Origin of the sequence: Blautia hominis (assembly GCA_002270465.1) — a bacterium.
Taxonomy (GTDB): domain Bacteria; phylum Bacillota; class Clostridia; order Lachnospirales; family Lachnospiraceae; genus Blautia; species Blautia hominis.
Window position 1 is genome coordinate 53,080 of sequence record NQOF01000011.1, and the last position, 17,290, is coordinate 70,369.

18 protein-coding genes are annotated in these 17,290 nt (G+C 48.9%); 9 read left to right on the plus strand and 9 right to left on the minus strand.

What is annotated here, in order from left to right:
- Positions 1 to 7 precede the first annotated feature (7 nt).
- From CI595_RS24400 to CI595_RS24440, 9 genes are read left to right on the plus strand one after another with little or no spacing between them, the layout of a single operon-like run.
- The gene (locus CI595_RS24400; protein WP_095176205.1) at positions 8 to 2,257 is read left to right on the plus strand and encodes a pyridine nucleotide-disulfide oxidoreductase/dicluster-binding protein; all 2,250 of its coding nucleotides are present in this window, start codon (positions 8 to 10) and stop codon (positions 2,255 to 2,257) included.
- Positions 2,257 to 2,478, plus strand: a complete 222-nt coding sequence (locus CI595_RS24405; RefSeq protein ID WP_095176206.1) for a DVU_1557 family redox protein — start codon at positions 2,257 to 2,259, stop codon at positions 2,476 to 2,478. Before CI595_RS24400 ends, CI595_RS24405 begins: the two co-directional genes overlap by 1 nt.
- A gap of 4 nt (positions 2,479 to 2,482) precedes the next feature.
- Positions 2,483 to 3,136, plus strand: coding sequence for a class I SAM-dependent methyltransferase (locus CI595_RS24410; protein ID WP_095176207.1), 654 nt, complete (start codon positions 2,483 to 2,485; stop codon positions 3,134 to 3,136).
- On the plus strand, positions 3,090 to 3,518 hold the full coding sequence (locus CI595_RS24415) for a DVU_1555 family C-GCAxxG-C-C protein (protein ID WP_095176208.1): 429 nt from the start codon (positions 3,090 to 3,092) through the stop codon (positions 3,516 to 3,518). The genes CI595_RS24410 and CI595_RS24415 overlap by 47 nt, the downstream gene beginning before the upstream one ends.
- The gene (locus CI595_RS24420; protein WP_095176209.1) at positions 3,515 to 4,633 is read left to right on the plus strand and encodes a DVU_1551 family NTP transferase; all 1,119 of its coding nucleotides are present in this window, start codon (positions 3,515 to 3,517) and stop codon (positions 4,631 to 4,633) included. Before CI595_RS24415 ends, CI595_RS24420 begins: the two co-directional genes overlap by 4 nt.
- A complete protein-coding gene (locus tag CI595_RS24425; RefSeq protein ID WP_095176210.1) occupies positions 4,630 to 5,754 on the plus strand; it encodes an aminotransferase class V-fold PLP-dependent enzyme in 1,125 nt (374 codons plus the stop codon). The genes CI595_RS24420 and CI595_RS24425 overlap by 4 nt, the downstream gene beginning before the upstream one ends.
- Entirely contained in the window at positions 5,744 to 7,726 is a 1,983-nt protein-coding gene (trsS, locus tag CI595_RS24430; RefSeq protein ID WP_243135246.1) for a radical SAM (seleno)protein TrsS, read from the plus strand. The genes CI595_RS24425 and trsS overlap by 11 nt, the downstream gene beginning before the upstream one ends.
- A gap of 2 nt (positions 7,727 to 7,728) precedes the next feature.
- Entirely contained in the window at positions 7,729 to 9,009 is a 1,281-nt protein-coding gene (locus tag CI595_RS24435) for a DVU_1553 family AMP-dependent CoA ligase (RefSeq protein ID WP_095176211.1), read from the plus strand.
- Positions 9,009 to 9,596: a histidine phosphatase family protein gene (locus tag CI595_RS24440; RefSeq protein ID WP_095176212.1), complete on the plus strand. Its 588-nt coding sequence runs from the start codon at positions 9,009 to 9,011 to the stop codon at positions 9,594 to 9,596. Before CI595_RS24435 ends, CI595_RS24440 begins: the two co-directional genes overlap by 1 nt.
- A 291-nt stretch (positions 9,597 to 9,887) precedes the next feature.
- Here the strand turns inward: CI595_RS24440 and ilvD are convergent, their stop codons facing one another.
- From ilvD to CI595_RS24485, 9 genes are all read right to left on the minus strand, one after another.
- Positions 9,888 to 11,618 carry a dihydroxy-acid dehydratase gene (gene ilvD, locus CI595_RS24445; RefSeq protein ID WP_095176213.1) on the minus strand — a complete coding sequence of 577 codons (1,731 nt, stop codon included), beginning with the start codon at positions 11,616 to 11,618 and terminating at the stop codon, positions 9,888 to 9,890.
- Positions 11,619 to 11,790: 172 nt separating this feature from the next.
- Complete coding sequence (locus CI595_RS24450; RefSeq protein WP_095176214.1) at positions 11,791 to 12,216, minus strand: hypothetical protein; 426 nt, start codon at positions 12,214 to 12,216, stop codon at positions 11,791 to 11,793.
- A gap of 20 nt (positions 12,217 to 12,236) precedes the next feature.
- The gene (locus CI595_RS24455; RefSeq protein ID WP_243135247.1) at positions 12,237 to 12,428 is read right to left on the minus strand and encodes a hypothetical protein; all 192 of its coding nucleotides are present in this window, start codon (positions 12,426 to 12,428) and stop codon (positions 12,237 to 12,239) included.
- Positions 12,429 to 12,640: 212 nt separating this feature from the next.
- Positions 12,641 to 13,162 (minus strand): signal peptidase I, encoded by a 522-nt coding sequence (locus tag CI595_RS24460; RefSeq protein WP_095176215.1) that lies wholly within the window; start codon positions 13,160 to 13,162, stop codon positions 12,641 to 12,643.
- A 42-nt stretch (positions 13,163 to 13,204) separates the two neighbouring features.
- A complete protein-coding gene (locus CI595_RS24465; protein ID WP_095176216.1) occupies positions 13,205 to 14,191 on the minus strand; it encodes a MucBP domain-containing protein in 987 nt (328 codons plus the stop codon).
- On the minus strand, positions 14,188 to 14,985 hold the full coding sequence (locus tag CI595_RS24470) for a sortase B protein-sorting domain-containing protein (RefSeq protein ID WP_095176217.1): 798 nt from the start codon (positions 14,983 to 14,985) through the stop codon (positions 14,188 to 14,190). The genes CI595_RS24465 and CI595_RS24470 overlap by 4 nt, the downstream gene beginning before the upstream one ends.
- Positions 14,986 to 14,997: 12 nt before the next feature.
- A complete protein-coding gene (locus CI595_RS24475) occupies positions 14,998 to 15,765 on the minus strand; it encodes a hypothetical protein (protein WP_095176218.1) in 768 nt (255 codons plus the stop codon).
- Positions 15,765 to 16,265 (minus strand): hypothetical protein, encoded by a 501-nt coding sequence (locus tag CI595_RS24480; protein WP_095176219.1) that lies wholly within the window; start codon positions 16,263 to 16,265, stop codon positions 15,765 to 15,767. Before CI595_RS24480 ends, CI595_RS24475 begins: the two co-directional genes overlap by 1 nt.
- A 14-nt stretch (positions 16,266 to 16,279) precedes the next feature.
- On the minus strand, positions 16,280 to 17,260 hold the full coding sequence (locus CI595_RS24485; protein WP_243135249.1) for a DUF5979 domain-containing protein: 981 nt from the start codon (positions 17,258 to 17,260) through the stop codon (positions 16,280 to 16,282).
- Positions 17,261 to 17,290 lie beyond the last annotated feature (30 nt).

Below are 17,290 nucleotides of genomic sequence, written 5' to 3' on the forward strand. Positions count from 1 at the left end.
GGATCCCATGCTTGAACTGAACCAGCAAAAATTACATGAACTGGAAGCGAAATGCACGAAAGAACAGCCGCCTGCTGCCATGGCCGCCTGTCCCCTTCATGTGGACTGCCGGGAAATATGCCGGGCCATCGCTGTCTCCGATTTTTCCAGAGCCAGAGAACTGTACGAAAAAAATGCGGTCTTTCCCGGTATTTTGAGTTATTTGTGCGAGGAACCATGCCAAAATGCCTGTATCAGAAAAGAACACGGTGATCCCGTAAGCTTACGCCTGCTGGAATGTGCCGCGCAGGCCTATGGTTCCCTGAAGAAAAAAAGAACGTTCCTCTCTAAAAGAGCTGAGAAAGCCGCAATCGTAGGAGCGGGCCTGACCGGGCTGGCTGCCGCGCTTGAATTAGGGAAAAAGGGCTATTCTGTCACCGTGTTGGAACAGGCCCCGAAACCCGGCGGTTTTCTGCTGACAGAAAGACGCCTGCCCCGGGAGATCCTGGAAAAGGACCTGGAGCGGCTGAATGAGTATAAAATTGAAATCCACACCCTTAATAGGGTTGATCATATAGAGACTCTCACGGCGCAGTACGATGCTGTTTTACTGGCCTGGGGGCTTCATACACCGGCTGTACATGCGGATGCCGTAACCTTTGCTGCCGATGAGGACAAGCTGTTTGCAGCGGGAGATGCCGTAAAAAGCAGCAGCGGAACTATACCGGATGCCATCTCTGAAGGCAGACGCGCGGCCATCTCCATGGACCGTTATCTCAAAAAAGTATCGCTCACCGCAGGCCGGGAGGGGGAAGGGGCATTTCGCACTACACTCCAAGTCACGGGAAAAGATGTGGAGTCTTTAAACTCCCGCCTATCATCCCGGCTCCCCTCAAAAGAGGAGGCCGTACAGGAGGCCTCCCGCTGTCTGGAATGTACCTGTACGGACTGCATTGACGCCTGCGCCTTTATGCGCCGCTACAAAGCCTGGCCAAAGAAATATCTGAGGGAAGTATACAACAACCTGGCTATCGCCATGGGTACCAGGCACGCCAACAAAATGATAAATTCCTGCAGCCTCTGCGGGCAGTGTGCCTCTGTTTGCCCCCATGGTTTAGACCTGGGCGAGGTGATACAGGAGGCCAGGAATATCATGGTATCCCAGAATAAAATGCCTTCCTCAGCCTTTGAATTCGCCTTGAACGACCTGACCTTTTCAAACTCAGAGCACTGCTTTCTTGTGAAGCCTGACCCTGAGAATGTCAAACCCGCCTATGTGTATTTTCCGGGCTGCCAGCTTGGGGCTTCCACCCCGGAGACTGTATGGCAGTCTTACAATGACCTCCGCGCCCGCCTTTCCGGGGGGACCGGCATAATACTGGGCTGCTGCGGCATTATGGCAAAATGGGCCGGACGCGGGGATATCTATGAAAAGACAGTCCTGCAGCTTAAAACTGCCTGGGAAAGCCTGGGATGCCCTGAAGTGATCACCGCATGTCCTGCCTGCCTTACCTCTCTTTCGGAGGCGGTTCCGCAGATGCACTGTACAGGTATCTGGGAAATCCTGCATACGATGGGCCTGCCGGTGACAGCGCATACCGGGGATATATCCCTGAGGATCCATGATGCCTGCCAGGCAAGAAATTCTCCCCGGATCAGAGAGCAGGTCAGGCATCTGGCCCGTTCCATGGGATGCAGCATATCAGAAGGCCCCTATACAGGGGCGTCCTCCAGCTGCTGCGGTTACGGCGGACTGACACAGTTCTCCAATCCCACACTGGCAGATGAGATGGCGGGGCAGTGCGTCTCGGATTCCGATACTGCCTTTCTTACATACTGCATTAACTGCCGGGACCGCTTCCTCAGACAGGGAGCGGAGGCTTACCATATACTGGAACTCATTTACCCTTCTTCCCATGAAGAACACAGATGGCCTTCCTACTCTGTAAGACAGCAGAACCGTATGTACTTAAAACGCAGGCTGTCAAAAGAGCTGTGGGGGGAACTAACTAAAGGAGAGATGCCCTTGAAATTATTTTATGACAGTGAGACCGCGGACCTGCTGGAAAAACGCATGATCTTAGAGCGGGATATCTGCTCTGTCATCGAAGCGGCTGAAAAGGACCGGGAACGGATACGTGATACCAGGAGCGGCCTGTGCATTGCACATAAGAAGGTGGGGAATGTCACGTTCTGGGTATGGTACCTGCCCAGGGAGGACGGATATGAAATCCGCAGGGTATATGCACATCGTATGGAAATCAAAGGGGATATATAATGTCAGAAAAATACTATGAAACTTATGCGTTTGAACCCGGCAGCCTTGTCTGCGACAAATGCGGCACGGCACTTGAACCGGGTGAGGTGGTGCTGCACTATATGGGAAACGATTTCCCTATTGAAATGCCGAAATGTCCTGTCTGCGGACAGGTCTTCATTCCGGAGGAACTGGCAACCGGGAAAATCCTGCAGGTAGAACAGGCATTGGAGGATAAATGACTAAATGACAGAATTAAAGGAAAATGACATCTGGGCAGACCAGGCGGCCTCCCATCCGGGAGGTAAGATGCTGACCAAAAGAATGATACAAAAGGCGCTCCAGGGAGGGTGGCTGGCAAACCACTGCCGGCTTCTGGATCTGGGTTGCGGCAGCGGGGAGACAGTAAGACTGCTCCGCGGCATGGACTTTAACGCTGAGGGCATTGATCTTAGAGCTGATCTAAACCAAGCCCATCTGGTAAGAGGGGACGCGTCCCTGCTCCCATGGGAGGCAGAAAGTTTTCAGGGGGTCCTGGCGGAATGCACTTTATCCGTAACCGGAACCGAACAGGTACTGCCTGAGGTCCTGCGGATCCTGGAGCCGGGAGGCATCTTTCTGGTATCCGATCTCTTTGAACTCGGGTGCCGGCCTTCCTGGCCTGAGAAGTATGATCTTGAGCTTTTGTATCTGGAGAATGCAACACCTTGTCTGAGAAATTACATCAGTGAGTGGATCTGGAAACAGGAACGAGCCTGTCCGCCCCTCTGTCTTGGGGGCCGGCGGATCTCTCCCGATGATCTGACTTACTACTATGCAATACTGCGAAAGAGAAAGGGGGCAGGATACTTTAATGGAACTCAGAGAATATCTGATGGAGTTAGGAATGCAGGGCTTTGAGTGCAGCCAGATCCTCATGCTGCTGGCCCTGGAAACGGACGGCTGTGAAAACCCTGACCTGGTACGGGCAATGAGCGGACTTACCGGAGGAATGGGGCACTGCCGGAAGGAATGCGGCGCACTGACCGGAGGCTGCTGCGTACTGGGATATTTCGCCGGAAGAGGAAGCACGGAGGAGATGGAACATAATCGGTTTACACAGATTGTAAAGGATTATGTAAACTGGTTTCAGGAGCAGTACGGCACTTTGGAGGGAAATACAGACTGCCGCTCCATACTGGGAGAAGATTTCTCCAAAACTTTTGCTGTATGCCTTCCCATACTGGAAGCGTGCCAGGAAAAATTGACAGCGCTTTTAAGCGAGAATGGTGTGATTGATTGAGTGAAAAAAAATACGAAAATATTTATGTACTGATCGCGGCTGCCGGTTGTTCCCGGCGCATGAAGCAGTTTAAGCCGCTGCTGCCGCTGCATGACATGTGTATTCTGGAGTCCACCCTGAAGAATTTTCAGGATGCGGGACTGCACAATATTATAACTGTTGTGGGATACCGGAAACAAAAGATGATTCCCATTCTAAAAAAAGCCGGTGTCCTTATTGTGGAAAATAACGCCTATGATGAGACAGACATGCTGGAGTCCATACGTCTCGGACTGCAGTCCGTCCCGCCCTGGGCCGATGCCGTATTTCTATGCCCTGCTGATGTGGCCCTTGTGTCCCCTTTTACCGTACAGGAACTCATTGCACATCACAGGGCATTTCCGTCTTCTGTTCTGCTGCCTGCTTATCACGGGGAATGCGGGCACCCGCCCCTTTTTACCAGGCCTGTCATGGAGGCCCTGACTCACTACAAGGGGGACAAGGGGATGCGCGGTGTGCTGGAGATGTTTCAGGATGACACAGAGATCCTTGAAGTACCTGATCCGGAGATCCTGGAGGATGCAGACCTGCCCAAGGACTATGAACGCCTGAAGGCTGCCGCAAAGAACAGGGCAGTTCCCAGCGTCCGGGTGTGTGAGGATATATGGGATTACGTGAAGACGCCCTCCCGGGTCCGGGCGCACTGCAGAGCGGTGGAGAGAACCGCACTGAAACTTGCAGAAGCATATGAAGCCCGACACGATAGCCGGAGCAGCAGCCTTATAGATATTACGGTGCTGTCAAGGGCGGCACTTCTGCATGATATGCTGAAAACACAGCCACACCATGCCAAAGCCGCTGCGGACATGCTGGAACTTATGGGATACTGCGGTGTGGCCGGATGTGTGCGGTACCACAAACAGCTTCCCACGCATTTTCGGGACACTGTGAATGAAACCACCCTGCTCTATCTGGCTGACCGGCTGGTGATCGAGGACAGAAGTGTAAGTCTTACGGAACGTTTCCTGCAGAAGAAGGCAGGATTTACTGGAAATACGGAGGCACTGGAATGTCTGGAAAGAGACAGGAAAACCGCGGAACATCTGTATGAATTGATAAGGGGTGAAAAGCCATGATCTATCTGAACAACTCTGCAACCTCATTTCCAAAACCGCCTGCATACGCGGACGCCTGGGCCAAGACCGCAGGAAAAATACCGGGGCACGGAGTCCGTTCCACGTACCGTGAGGGAAAAGAAAATACATCATGCCGCCAGCGTCTGGCAAAGATGCTGGGTATTGATGACAGCAGACAAATCATATACACACTGAACGCCACTCACGCCCTGAATATGGGGCTGCTGGGCTTCCCCTGGGCGCCGGGTGATGTGGTCCTGACAAGCCGGGCTGAACATAACTCTGTACTGCGTCCTCTTTACTTTCTGCAGAAAAAGGGCCTTATCCGTTATTATGAGCTGGATACAGACAGAAGCGGACGGCTGGACATGGCAGTTTACCGTGAAGCCCTGAAAACCCTTCATCCCCGTATGGTCGTGATCACCCATGCCTCCAATGTGACCGGAGCCGTGAATGATATTCCCGTTATTGCCGGGGAAGCCAAAAAAGCCGGGGCCGCGGTCTTTTTGGACGCTGCACAGACAGCCGGGCTGATACCGGTCCTGCCTGCCTTATGGGGTGTGGATATGGCTGCGCTCACAGGGCACAAATATCTTCTGGGACCACAGGGTACCGGAGCGCTGTATGTCTCCCGTGATATAACTCTTCAACCTGTTTATACAGGAGGCACCGGCATCCATTCGGATCTGGACGAGATGCCGGAGGAATATCCCATTCGGCTGGAGGCAGGCACCCAGAATGAACAGGGCATGGAAGTGCTGGGGGAAATGCTTGCCTGGGCAGAAGAACATCCCTTCAACCCGGGGCAGATACTGGACTATTCTTATATGCTGGAAGACACGCTGAAGGGGCTTGGATGTTCTGTAGTTCCGGTATCCGGAAACCGCACGCCTGTGGTAACTTTTACTTCGCCAGACTATTCACCTGCTGATATCGGGGATATGTTAAGCGGCAGCTTTGACATTATCTGCCGCACCGGACTTCACTGTGCCCCACATATTTTCCCCTGTATAGGAGCAGGAAGGGATGGGACGGTGCGGTTCAGCCTGTCCAGATTCACTTCACTGATGGAGGTTCAGGAGGTCATAGGGGTGTTAAAGGAGATTTTCAATGGGAATTAAAATACTGGACTGCCAAAGGGCAGATAACTGTTTTGCAGATGCCAAATCTTACGCCTATACACTCTCTTCCCCTGTGGATGACCGTCTCTTAAAGCTTCTGTCCGGCTGGGGAAGGATGAAGGTGCGCAAAGATTTCAGAAGGCCGTTCTTCACGCTGGACACAGACCAAGGGATCCGGGTGAAGGGGATTCTCAATGAACCTATCATTAAGGCCGGATTTTCCGGGGATGACTGGGAGGAAATGAAGATGGAGTTTGAAAAACGGCTGTGTGGTTGTGAGGACTCTGCTGAAGGCTGTGAAGGCTTAGGAGAATGCTATGGCGGTGCTGCGGATTGCCGTGATGGGACTATAGAAGGCTGTGATGGGACTGCGGATCGCTGTGGCGGTGCTGCGGATTGCTGTAATGGGACTGCCGAAAACTGTGATGAGACTGCGGATCGCTGTGGCGGTGCTGCGGATTGCTGTAATGGGACTGTCGAAGACTGTGATGGGACTGCGAATTGCTGTGATGGGACTGCGGATTGCTGTGATGGGACTGCGGATTGCTGTGATGGGACTGCGGATTGCTGTGATGGGACTAAACAGGGCATTCTGGGATATACAGAGAGTGTCTGCCCTGTCTGTCTTAAAAAGCTGGAAGCCCGGAAGGTGCGGACAGGGAATCAGGTGTTTTTGGAAAAATCCTGCCCGGAGCATGGTGATTTCCGCGCGCTTATCTGGAATGGTGCCCCTGCCTATGAGACCTTTGACAGAGAACGCTGTTTTGTATCCCCTGTGGCACCTGCTGTCAAAGCAGACAAAGGCTGTCCCGATGACTGCGGGCTCTGTGCCCAGCACAGACAGCGTACCTGCTGTGTGCTGCTGGAGGTGACGAACCGCTGTAACCTGGAATGTCCTGTATGCTTTGCCTCCTCCCGGGCCGAAACAGATGCGCAAACGGCAGGGTCCGAAAATGAACCTGACATGGAAAATATCCAGCATCGTTTTGAGGCCATGATGAGCATGGGCGGACCCTTTAATATCCAGCTTTCCGGCGGGGAACCTACTATGCGCAATGACCTGGCAGATATTATCCGTATGGGTAAGGAGACAGGATTTCCATTTTTCCAGCTCAATACAAACGGAATCCGGATCGGGAAAGATCTTGCTTATTTGAAGGAATTAGCAGATGCTGGACTTGACTGTGTGTTTCTGCAGTTTGACGGACTGAGGGAGGAGACGTACAGGGCACTTCGGGGCCGGGAACTCCTGAAAGAAAAAATGGATGCCATTGCGGCCTGTGAACGTGCCCGTGTGGGGGTTGTACTGGTACCTGTGATTGTTCCGGGGATCAATGACGGGGAGGTGGGGGATATCCTTAACTTCGCGCTGGAACATATGCCGGCTGTGAGAGGCGTACACTTTCAGCCTGCCAGCCAGTTCGGCAGATATGACCCCCTGCTTTCCAAGAAGCATTTTACCCTGCCTGACCTGCTTCGGGCCATCGAGACCCAGACCGGGGGAAAGATGAAGGCAGAACATTTTTCACCGGGAAATGCGGAAAATCCTTACTGCTCCTTCAGCGGAAATTTCATACTCCGAAAAGACGGAACTCTGCAGCCGTGGCGTAAGGAAAAGACCTGTGGATGCGGCACCAAGGACGCTTCCCGGAAAGCCAGGGAATTTGTAGCAAGGCAGTGGGCAGCTCCCTCTGAACCATGCTGCTGTTCTGATTCACCGTTTCACAGTAGATCGACCTGTTGTGACACCAGTTCACTTGATGATTTTCTGGAACGCCTGGAACATGATACCCTGGCAGTATCGGCCATGGGCTTTATGGATGCCTGGACCCTGGACCTGGATCGGTTAAAGGAGTGCTATATCCATGTGGTCACAGGGGAAGAACCGGTTCGTCTGATCCCATTTTGCGCCTATAATCTGACTGCACAGGACGGGACCTGCAAACATAGGGGACATGAGAAAGGAAACTGAAAATGCCCATAAAAACATGTGTGTTAGATGACTGGATAGCGAAAAAAGAAAATATCACCCTTTCTTCCCGAAAGGAATTAAATAGCTGGCATCTGGAAAGAATACGTGCTCTGCTTTCCTTTGCGGGGGAGAACAGCCCCTGGTACAGAAAAAAATTGACCGGATTCCCTCTGCCAAGATCCCTGGAGGCGTTCGCATCCTTTCCCACAATGGACGGAACGGATTTAACTGACGCCGGACTGTCCCTGCTGTGTGTTTCACAGGGGGAGATCAGCCGGGTAGTTACTTTGCATACTTCAGGTACGGAGGGGCTGCCTAAACGTATTTTTTATACGGCTTCTGACCAGGAACTGACCGTGGATTTTTTTCATCACGGAATGGCTGGGCTGACAAAAGCGGAGGAAACTGTGATGGTATTCCTGCCCTTTAAAAAGAAAGGAAGCGTGGGGGATTTACTCATGCAGGGGCTTAGGCGGCTGGGCGCATATCCCATTGGCTTCGGAATCATAAGCAGCATGGAGGACTGCGCGGCTCGCTTACTTGAAAGGCAGGTCTCCTGTGCCGTGGGAATTCCGGTTCAATTTCTGGCACTGGCGGAATACTGCAGGCAGCAGCATATAAAGCTGCCTTTGAAAACTGTGCTTTTAAGTACCGATCACCTGCCGCTTCCGGTGCGGGAGAGAATATCCTCCGGTCTTGGATGTGAGGTATTTGATCATTTCGGCATGACAGAGACAGGACTTGGAGGTGCCCTGGAGTGCAGCGTACATAAGGGAATGCATATCCGGGAAAACGATATTTATGCGGAGATCCTGCATCCGGTCACACATGAGGTCCTAAAAGACGGTTCGTGGGGTGAACTTGCAGTCACTACGTTTACCAGAAGGGGTATGCCTCTTCTGCGATACCGCACCGGGGATCTTGCCAGGTTCCTTCCCGGTTCCTGTGCCTGCGGAAGTGTATTAAAACGTCTGGAATGCGGAGGGAGGATCAGTGAGAACGGCCTGACCGTAAAACTGGATGAGGCCTTGTTCTCCATAGATACTCTGGTTGATTATGAAGCGGAATATGAACCGATGGAAAAAATGCTTTCCCTGAAACTGAAATTTATGGGAGACGGATTCCGTGGAGATCAGGCAAATATTGAAATGAAAGTAAAAAGGGCAGTCTTTGAACAGGGACTAAATGTGGTTTTTGAAAAGATACTGGTATCCTATTACAGCGTGGATAGATTTTTAGATGCTTATGCAGGAAAAAGGAGCATTAAGATAAGGGGGAAGTGATGAGGCTTATTTTTATGCGGCACGGTATTCCCGATCTTATGTACGGGAACGGAAAATGTACAGGACAGGCAAAATGTGTGGGACAGACCAATTATCCCCTGTCGGCAGCCGGATGCAGCAAGATAGAGAAAAGCGCTCTGGAGCTGAAAGAGAATAATACTCCTCATGTGATTTACAGCAGCCCTCTGCTGCGCTGTGTACAGAGTTCCTGTATACTGAGGCCGTTTTTTGATTGTGGGATTTATTTTGCCCAAGGCCTGGCGGAGATTTATATGGGAGAATGGGAAAATCTGCTTTTTTCTGAGATAAAAGCCAGATACCCGCAGGAGTATCACAGACGGGGGTGTGCAATGGGAGATTATTGTGTGCCGGGCGGAGAATCCTTCCGGGAGGTCCAGATGCGGGCGGCGGTGGTTGTTCGCCAGGCTGCAGCGGATGCAGCGGCGGATGATACGATTCTCTTTGTAACCCATATAGGGGTGATACGAAGCCTGTTGTGTCTGTATGAGGACAGGCCCCTTGCAGATTTGTTTGAATACTCCCTGGATTACGGCGAATTTGTGGAAGTGTCTCCATCCGTTTTTTAAATACGGCGGCAGCGTCAGTATATCCGCCGCTGTCGTATTTCTATATTTCGCCGTATTTCTATCTTTCACCGTATTTCTATATCTCACCGCATTTCTATATCCCACCGCATTTCTATATCTTAACGCATTTCTATATTTCAACGCACTGCTATATCTCAACGCATTTCTATATCTCAACGCATTTCTACATCTCAACGCATTTCTATATCTCAACGCATTTCTATATCTCAACGCATTTCTATATCTCAACGCATTTCTATATCTCACCATATTTCTATATCTCTTGGTATTTTATACTTCCTCATATCCCGCGCCTTTCATGGCTGAAATGGCATGGCTTGTATAGCGGCCAAACAATCCTTTTCTTTTTGGACGGGGAAGGATGCCGGACTCTGACCGTTTTTTCAGGACTGCTTCTATCTCTTCCCGGGGAAGTTCTTTTCCCCGTATGCCCACAACATCCAAGCTTCTGTTCTGTACGCTATATTTCAGTATATCTCCTGTCTCTATAAAAGCCAGGGGGCCTCCTGCGGCTGCCTCGGGGGAAACATGACCGATGGCGGCACCTCTTGTGGCGCCCGAGAATCGTCCGTCTGTTACCAGGGCAACTGTGCCGTTGAGACGCTCATCGCAGACAATGGCTTCTGTTGTCATCAGCATTTCCGGCATACCGCTTCCTCTTGGTCCTTCGTAGCGGATAACAAGAATGTCTCCCGGGTCCACCTGTCCGTCCACAACTGCCTGGTAGGCATCTTCCTCACGGTTGTATACCTTTGCCGGGCCAATGTGCTCCCGCATAGTTTCGATGCAGGCTGAATACTTGATCACTGCGCCTTCCGGTGCCAGATTGCCCTTTAAGATGGCAATGGAGCCTTTTTCCTCCGCTTTCTCCACAGGGAAAATGACCTGGTCACGTTCCAGACTATAATTGTGAAGATAACCCAGGTTACGGGCAAAAAAATTGTCTTTTTCCAAATCTTCCAGATTCTCACCCAGCGTTTTGCCTGTGACAGTCATCACATCAAGATGCAGCATGTCCTTTAAGTAAATCTGGACCATGGGGATTCCTCCGGCAAACCAGAAGGATTCCGTCAGGTGCTGACCGCTTGGATTGATATTGCCAATATGGGGCACTTTGTGGTTCAGGTCATCGAAAAGTTCCGGCTCCAGCGTGATCCCCAATTCCCTTGCTATGGAAGGAAGGTGGATCGTGGCATTGGTGGAGCCTCCGATGGCACTGTGAATGATGATGGCATTTTCAAATGCCTCTCTTGTCATGATGGCTCCTGCCGTAATATCACGCTCTGCCAGCTCCATGATCTTTCGTCCCGCCTTTCTGGAATAGGCGAAAATATCACGCATAGTAGCCGGCATAACGGCAGTTCCGGGAAGCGCCATACCCAGAGCCTCCGCCATACACTGCATCGTGCTGGCAGTTCCCAGGAAGGTACAAGCCCCACAGGACGGGCAGCCTGTAAGTTTGTAATCTCTGATCTCCTGCTCTGTGACAGCCCCTTCACGCTTTTGCCGCAGAGAAATGTCTCCGGCAACCAAAGATGTAGTCATATCCGGGCCGGGGCGCATACTGCCTCCCGGAATAAAGATTGTAGGCATGTCCAGACGGGCCGCTGCTTTTAACTGGGCAGGAATAGACTTGTCGCAGGAGGCGGAAAGGATCATACCGTCCCATGGATATACGCAGCCGTGTACCTCAATCATATCGCAGATGGCTTCACGGGAAGCCAAAATGTAATTCATGCCGTCGTGGCCCTGGGCACATCCGTCACAGATATCTGTAGTGTGATATTGAGCCGGATAGCCGCCTTTTTCAAATACCCCGTATTTTGCCTGTTCCATGAGGCCGGACAGGTGGGTGCTGCCGGGATGACTGTCTCCGAAGACATCTTCCAGCAGGATCTGCGGTTTTTTTATGTCCTCCTCATCCCATCCTGAGCCCATCTGCAGGGCGTCAAACTGGGACCAGAGAAGACGCTGGGGAGCACTTTTTTGTTTGTGGTTCATAGTGTGTTATGTATCCCTTCTTTATAGATTATTTGATGATTTCATATTACAACTTTTTGGGGGATTTGACTACTGTTAATTGAGAGAACGATGAAGTACAAAAGCCGCGGAACGAAGACGAATCTCTTTGTTCCGCGGCTTTTGTAAATATATAAGGAGGTTTTTATCAAGCTTACTTTAAGCGTTTTCTGACTACAAATTCCCTTGCTCCGGCTATAAGCAAAACACCTGCAAAAACTCCTACACACAGAAGACCCGTATAGTCGTTTTTTGTTATGTTTTCCCCTTCATCCAGGGGTACCTGCTCACCGTTGATCGTAACTGTTTTCCTGTTATCTGTATCTTCTGCAGTGTCCGAATCATCTGCAGACATGGTATTACTTTGCTGCTTATCTTTATCATCCTGAGGGATATTTCCTGTACTTTCCTGTGTCTGTTTTTCGTCCGTCTCTGTATGGGAAGCTTCTGCCTGCCGGCTCGTGCGGCTGCTTTCGCCGGATAGGCTCTGTTTCGCCTGGGCAATAGTTATGTTTCCCAGGATCATGGCAATGCATAATGTGAGCGGTAAGATTTTTTTCCGTAATCTCTTATGTCCCATAATGCACTCCTTCCCAAGCCTTATTGTTGCTTTTTGTTCTCTTCCGACTGTTCTAAGGCTCTGTCTATAAACTTTATTAACTCTATAGCACTGCGGAAATCCTGTTCGCTCTGTTCTTCCATCCAGGTGACGCTGCCCTGCCATGTAGCGCTTTTATTGTCAGCAATTTTAACCACAAAGGTCTCTGCATTTCTCGCCATTCTATTTTTCACAATGTTTTTCTCCTCCGGAAGGTGTTTATCAAGTTGGATCATCCAGTTATTATATATAATATTGTACTGCAGACAGCATTACAAAAAGCATTACATCATTACCTATCTGTAACCCTATTTTCCCTGTATGCTAATCTGTAATGGTGAAAAGACCAACGAGAAAAAATCACCAAAAGCCCTGAAGACTATAGCTGCATTTTCTATCGCCTACTCTATTCCCGTCTGCGGATCACTGAGGCTATAACCTCCAGAAACAAAGCTGCGGCGATCACACCGCCGGCAATGATCTTTCCGATCGTACTTGTGAGGGCCTGTGCAATTCTTCCCAGAACGGGAATTGTGTACACTACTTTTCCTATAAAATTGCTGTAGGGAACTGTGTTCATATCTTCCGTCTTATTTGCGTCACCTTTGGTGACAAATTCACCCATGACCACTTTATTCTCTACAACTCTATGGGTGATTATGGCATTGGAATCCTTAGCTCCGTAGAAAGCGATTACATCATCCTCTTTCATATCCTCGGGTGCTGCTTCCTGCACATATACCAGGCTTCCCGTGGGGATTGCCGGTTCCATACTTCCGCTCACCACGGAATAGGCATCATAGCCAAAAAGCCTGGTTGCTGTTATGGGAAGACAGACAAGCACCAGACCTATCAATAAAACAGTGCCCAGTGCACTGCAAACTGCAGACACTGGGCTTTTTTTATCCTTTTTCTTCTTTCTGCTCAAAATCGGATATCCTTTCTGTTACCTATGCATTTTTTATATATATTATCTGCGGCGTCTGATCAGAAATACAGCTAATGCTGAAAGCGCAGCAACTGCTCCGACTCCGATCGCAATACCGGCTGCCAGCGGAAGACCTTTTTTCACTTTCTCTTTGGTTTCCTCCGGGTTGTCAGCAAGGGGAGTTTCCTCCTCGTCTAAATCTACAATATCCTGATTACCTTCCGGAACTTCCTCAGGCTCGATCACCTGGGTTCCCTGATCCGCTCCGGCTTCCGGAGTGCCAGTTCCCTCAGCAGTCCCCTCTGTACCTGGGGTTCCTGCCTCACCGGGGGTCCCTGCGCCCTCTGTACCTGTAGTACCAGTTGTGCCAGCTGCGGGTGTTTCAATTACGGTGGTCTCCGTTGTTGTGGTTCCCGGTATTACGGTTGTGACTGTTGTGGTCTCACCGGGGACAGGTATAGTTTCTGTGGTTACCGGTGTATAAATAAAATTGAATACATTCTTAGATTCGTCAGATAGCAATGTTTTTGTAAAAGCTTTCACCATAGGTGTGTAATTTTCTATATACTGATATGCCACTACTGGTTTATCACCCACATTACCATAGTTAATACTGCTCGGTAGCAGTTCATTACCCTCCTCATCACGGTAATTAACAGTATAACTAACCATATCACCTTTGATACCATAAGCAACTACAAAATCTTTGTCACCGTCTACATTAATTCTTGGATTTTCAACAGCGTCATTATTATCACGTCCACTTTGCCGGATACCTTTTATATAATATTTACCAGAATCTATAAGCTCTAATCCTCCGCTTGATATATCGAATTCTACTATATCGCCTGTTCTCAATCCAGTTTTAACAATTTTATCTTCACCATTTAGAAATATACCTTGTTTTCCAGCGTAAAGGGTTACTGTATAGGTGTATTCTTGTTCTGCTGCTGTAACATTAACTACCGTTGAGCTAAGGAGCATACCAACAGTCAGTAAAGATATTAAAATCATTTTCAACTTCTTCATGACTTCAGATCCCCTTTCTCATTTTCATGGTGTTTTTTTATAGAAAGCATTCCGAAAATCAACAGTATGACCCCACTTATCATGGCTATTGCGCTATAAAGCAGGATATTCGTTGTATCACCTGTCTTTGGACGGGTTATGGTCTCTCTCACTGTATTGGATGTACCCGTGACGGTCTTTCTAATCACAGTGTCCTCACCTTTTACTGTGACAATAGACGGAGCAACTTTTTCAACTGCGAAATTCATCTGCAGACGGGCCAGTGTATTCTGATAACCATTTCCTTGTGTTTCACCATCTAAAGTAACTTTTAAATGAACAGAACCAATGCTACCCGCATTCAATCTATCCAAATATAAAAAATCATCAAGAGAGTCAGTAGCCTGCTCAAGTCCGACACCAATATTAGATGGTTCCTCACCGCCTACTGTTTCATTGTTATATAATACTGCCTCCGCACCAGACGGTGTAACATATGTCAATTTATAGGTATATGCTCCACCTTCTGCTTTGCTTTCTTCCTCCAAACTTTCTAAAACTTCATTGGACATATACCAGTCTGTCTGCTCTTCACCCGAATTCTTTATATCCACCTGCAGTTCTATAGTATCACCGGGAAGAATTCCATATATCTTCTCTGCCATCTCCCTGGAACTAAAATTGCTATTTACGTCATCCCCGTCAAAGTTGACCTGCCAACTTTTATCGCTTTTAAATTCTTCTGCATGCACAGTTAGTGCAGTGCCTACGGTCATGACTACTGCCATGACAAGGCACAAAATTTTCTTTTTCATATTCTGTACCTCCTATCGTAAGCTGATATCTCCATTGCCTAAAACTCTTACATCTACGCCCCAAGCACTCTTTATCGCATCAGGAGCATTATGCGTCTGAACCGCATCCACCTCTGCCTCTACCTGAAAACTATAACCATCATAGTCATAGACAGTCGTAATAGTCTTGTAACCCGTCTCTTCATCCACATTCACATGCTCTGTAATCTTCTTACCCAAAGCCGGGTCGATTCTCAGAGAATCTGCAAAATTGGTAGTTGTTTTTCCTGCTGGCAGAATTTTTGTATAATAAAGAACCGTACGCTCCTTGGTAGATGCATCTGAATCCACCTTCCATCCATCATCCGTCAGATTAATTTCAATTAGTTCCGGTGAAAGTTTAGTATCCTTTACAGCTTCCGCTCCTTCACCTTTTAACCAGCTTTTGGTGAGAATTACTCTAACATAACTATCAATGGTACCACTGTTAGTGACACTAAGTTCTTCATGATATCTCTTTCCAAGAATAAATTTTTCTTTTTTTAAATCTTCCAGAAGATTTCCTGTTGTCACATTCCATTCCCCATCTGTATCATTATCATAATCCCTGCTACTGACTATGTTTCCGTTTTCCACCAAACTTACACCTATGCTGGATGTACTCATCTGGACTGCATAATTTTCACTGTAATAGGTCAGAGCTGCCTGAGCACTTCCCACTGTACTTCCAAGCAAAAGTAATGCGGATGCGGTGAGAAGGATAACTGGTTTAACAGAAAAGGATTTTTTCTTCTTTTTCATTATTCACCAACCTCCTCTTGTTTCGCGTTCCAGTCTGCGTAGGGATTGCCCTGGTCATCATATAAAACCGGTGTGCACTCCTGGGCCACGATAACATTAAATTCTTCTTCGCTGTCTTTGGAATCAATCTTAACCTGAAGTTCTTCTGTCTCGCCCCCCGCCGGAACTACATCGCTGTAATAATAGTAATCCCCTTCTCCCGGAGACCATTTCTCGCTGCCCTGATATTTCAGTCCATCCTGATATTTATCTCCCGCAAATACTTTTACGCGGACATAGCATTCAAAATCGCCTGTATTCTTGATCACAATGTGCTTTGTCCAGTCGCTGACCGTCTCTTCCGGGACAGTTGTTGTTGAACCAAGGCTGATGGTCACACCGCCTGCTGCTGTTGCATAGGTGGTAAAGTATGCCATAGCGCTGTTCACTGACAGACCTGCAGTGAGGGCGAGAGCTGCTGCAGCCAGACAAAGGCTTTTTTTACTGAATTTCTTCTTCATCTCTCCATCCTCCTTTACTCCTGCTCACCTGTATTGTCTTTCTGCTGTTCCCAGTCCCAGTCACCTTCATTGTATGTGAAACGGTTGACTACGCTGCTGCCGCCGTTGTTTCGGTGGTCGTATTCATTTTCAAAAGAAACTCTTGCAATATCATCTGCTGCTATGACTGCGTGCTGTGTGGCTTCAGTTGTGAGTTCATAACTTGCACCGCTGTAAACCTCTGTAACTGTGACATTCGCACCTGCTGGGATATGCTCAATCTTCACACTTTTTGTTCCCGGAGCGTTAAAGGAAATGGAAACTACATTGCTGTAAACTACCTCATAGTCCTTCTCTGCCTCTACCTGAAAAACAAAATCTGCTCCGCCTAAAGTTTCGTTGTAGGAGGTGAGTGTTTTACTGATCTCCAAATCTCCATAGCGTTTTGTCTGTGAAGGTTTTAAACCGGTTGTCACATCATATACCCAGGTATCATCCTGTGTGGACTGATAATAGTTGTTCGGAAGGGATACCAGGTAAGGTGTAAAGTCATAGGTATTGTAATCTGACTGCACGGACCTGGCCGCTACCAGATACATTCCTGTTGCAAGGTTCTCCGCACTTCCTCTGGATTTATCCTGGCCTTCCTGACGCTGCATCTGGACATTTGCTGTGGGCTGGGCCGCAAGGCTGTTTACCAGATCTGTGGCTTTTCCTGCCAGCTTCTCCCAGTCTTCTGCTGTTGTCTTGTCGCTTATAGAGGTCAGATCCAAATCTTCGTATCCGGATAAAACTGTGTATTCCCCGTTCTCTTTCACATCTGCTACTTTGTACAGGTCAATGGGGATCACCAGACTGTCCAGCTCTTCATACTGTCCATCCAGTTCAAATGTCAGGGAACAGCTTTTCTCTGTATCTATGCCGAAGGCTGCATATACCTTTGGCAAAACCGTTGCGGAAAGCACCAATGCCAGAGCCAGAGCTAATGCACTTCCTTTTTTTATTATCTTTTTCATCTTCACATTTTACCCTCCTCTGAAATCTCA

What these genes read in the sequence shown, in the direction of transcription:
- CI595_RS24400 (WP_095176205.1), top strand. Translation starts at nt 8, where the DNA reads ATGCTTGAACTGAACCAGCAAAAATTACATGAACTGGAAGCGAAATGC.
- CI595_RS24405 (WP_095176206.1), top strand. Translation starts at nt 2,257, where the DNA reads ATGTCAGAAAAATACTATGAAACTTATGCGTTTGAACCCGGCAGCCTT.
- CI595_RS24410 (WP_095176207.1), top strand. Translation starts at nt 2,483, where the DNA reads ATGACAGAATTAAAGGAAAATGACATCTGGGCAGACCAGGCGGCCTCC.
- CI595_RS24415 (WP_095176208.1), top strand. Translation starts at nt 3,090, where the DNA reads ATGGAACTCAGAGAATATCTGATGGAGTTAGGAATGCAGGGCTTTGAG.
- CI595_RS24425 (WP_095176210.1), top strand. Translation starts at nt 4,630, where the DNA reads ATGATCTATCTGAACAACTCTGCAACCTCATTTCCAAAACCGCCTGCA.
- trsS (WP_243135246.1), top strand. Translation starts at nt 5,744, where the DNA reads ATGGGAATTAAAATACTGGACTGCCAAAGGGCAGATAACTGTTTTGCA.
- CI595_RS24435 (WP_095176211.1), top strand. Translation starts at nt 7,729, where the DNA reads ATGCCCATAAAAACATGTGTGTTAGATGACTGGATAGCGAAAAAAGAA.
- CI595_RS24440 (WP_095176212.1), top strand. Translation starts at nt 9,009, where the DNA reads ATGAGGCTTATTTTTATGCGGCACGGTATTCCCGATCTTATGTACGGG.
- ilvD (WP_095176213.1), bottom strand. Translation starts at nt 11,618, where the DNA reads ATGAACCACAAACAAAAAAGTGCTCCCCAGCGTCTTCTCTGGTCCCAG.
- CI595_RS24450 (WP_095176214.1), bottom strand. Translation starts at nt 12,216, where the DNA reads ATGGGACATAAGAGATTACGGAAAAAAATCTTACCGCTCACATTATGC.
- CI595_RS24465 (WP_095176216.1), bottom strand. Translation starts at nt 14,191, where the DNA reads ATGAAGAAGTTGAAAATGATTTTAATATCTTTACTGACTGTTGGTATG.
- CI595_RS24470 (WP_095176217.1), bottom strand. Translation starts at nt 14,985, where the DNA reads ATGAAAAAGAAAATTTTGTGCCTTGTCATGGCAGTAGTCATGACCGTA.
- CI595_RS24475 (WP_095176218.1), bottom strand. Translation starts at nt 15,765, where the DNA reads ATGAAAAAGAAGAAAAAATCCTTTTCTGTTAAACCAGTTATCCTTCTC.
- CI595_RS24480 (WP_095176219.1), bottom strand. Translation starts at nt 16,265, where the DNA reads ATGAAGAAGAAATTCAGTAAAAAAAGCCTTTGTCTGGCTGCAGCAGCT.
- CI595_RS24485 (WP_243135249.1), bottom strand. Translation starts at nt 17,260, where the DNA reads ATGAAAAAGATAATAAAAAAAGGAAGTGCATTAGCTCTGGCTCTGGCA.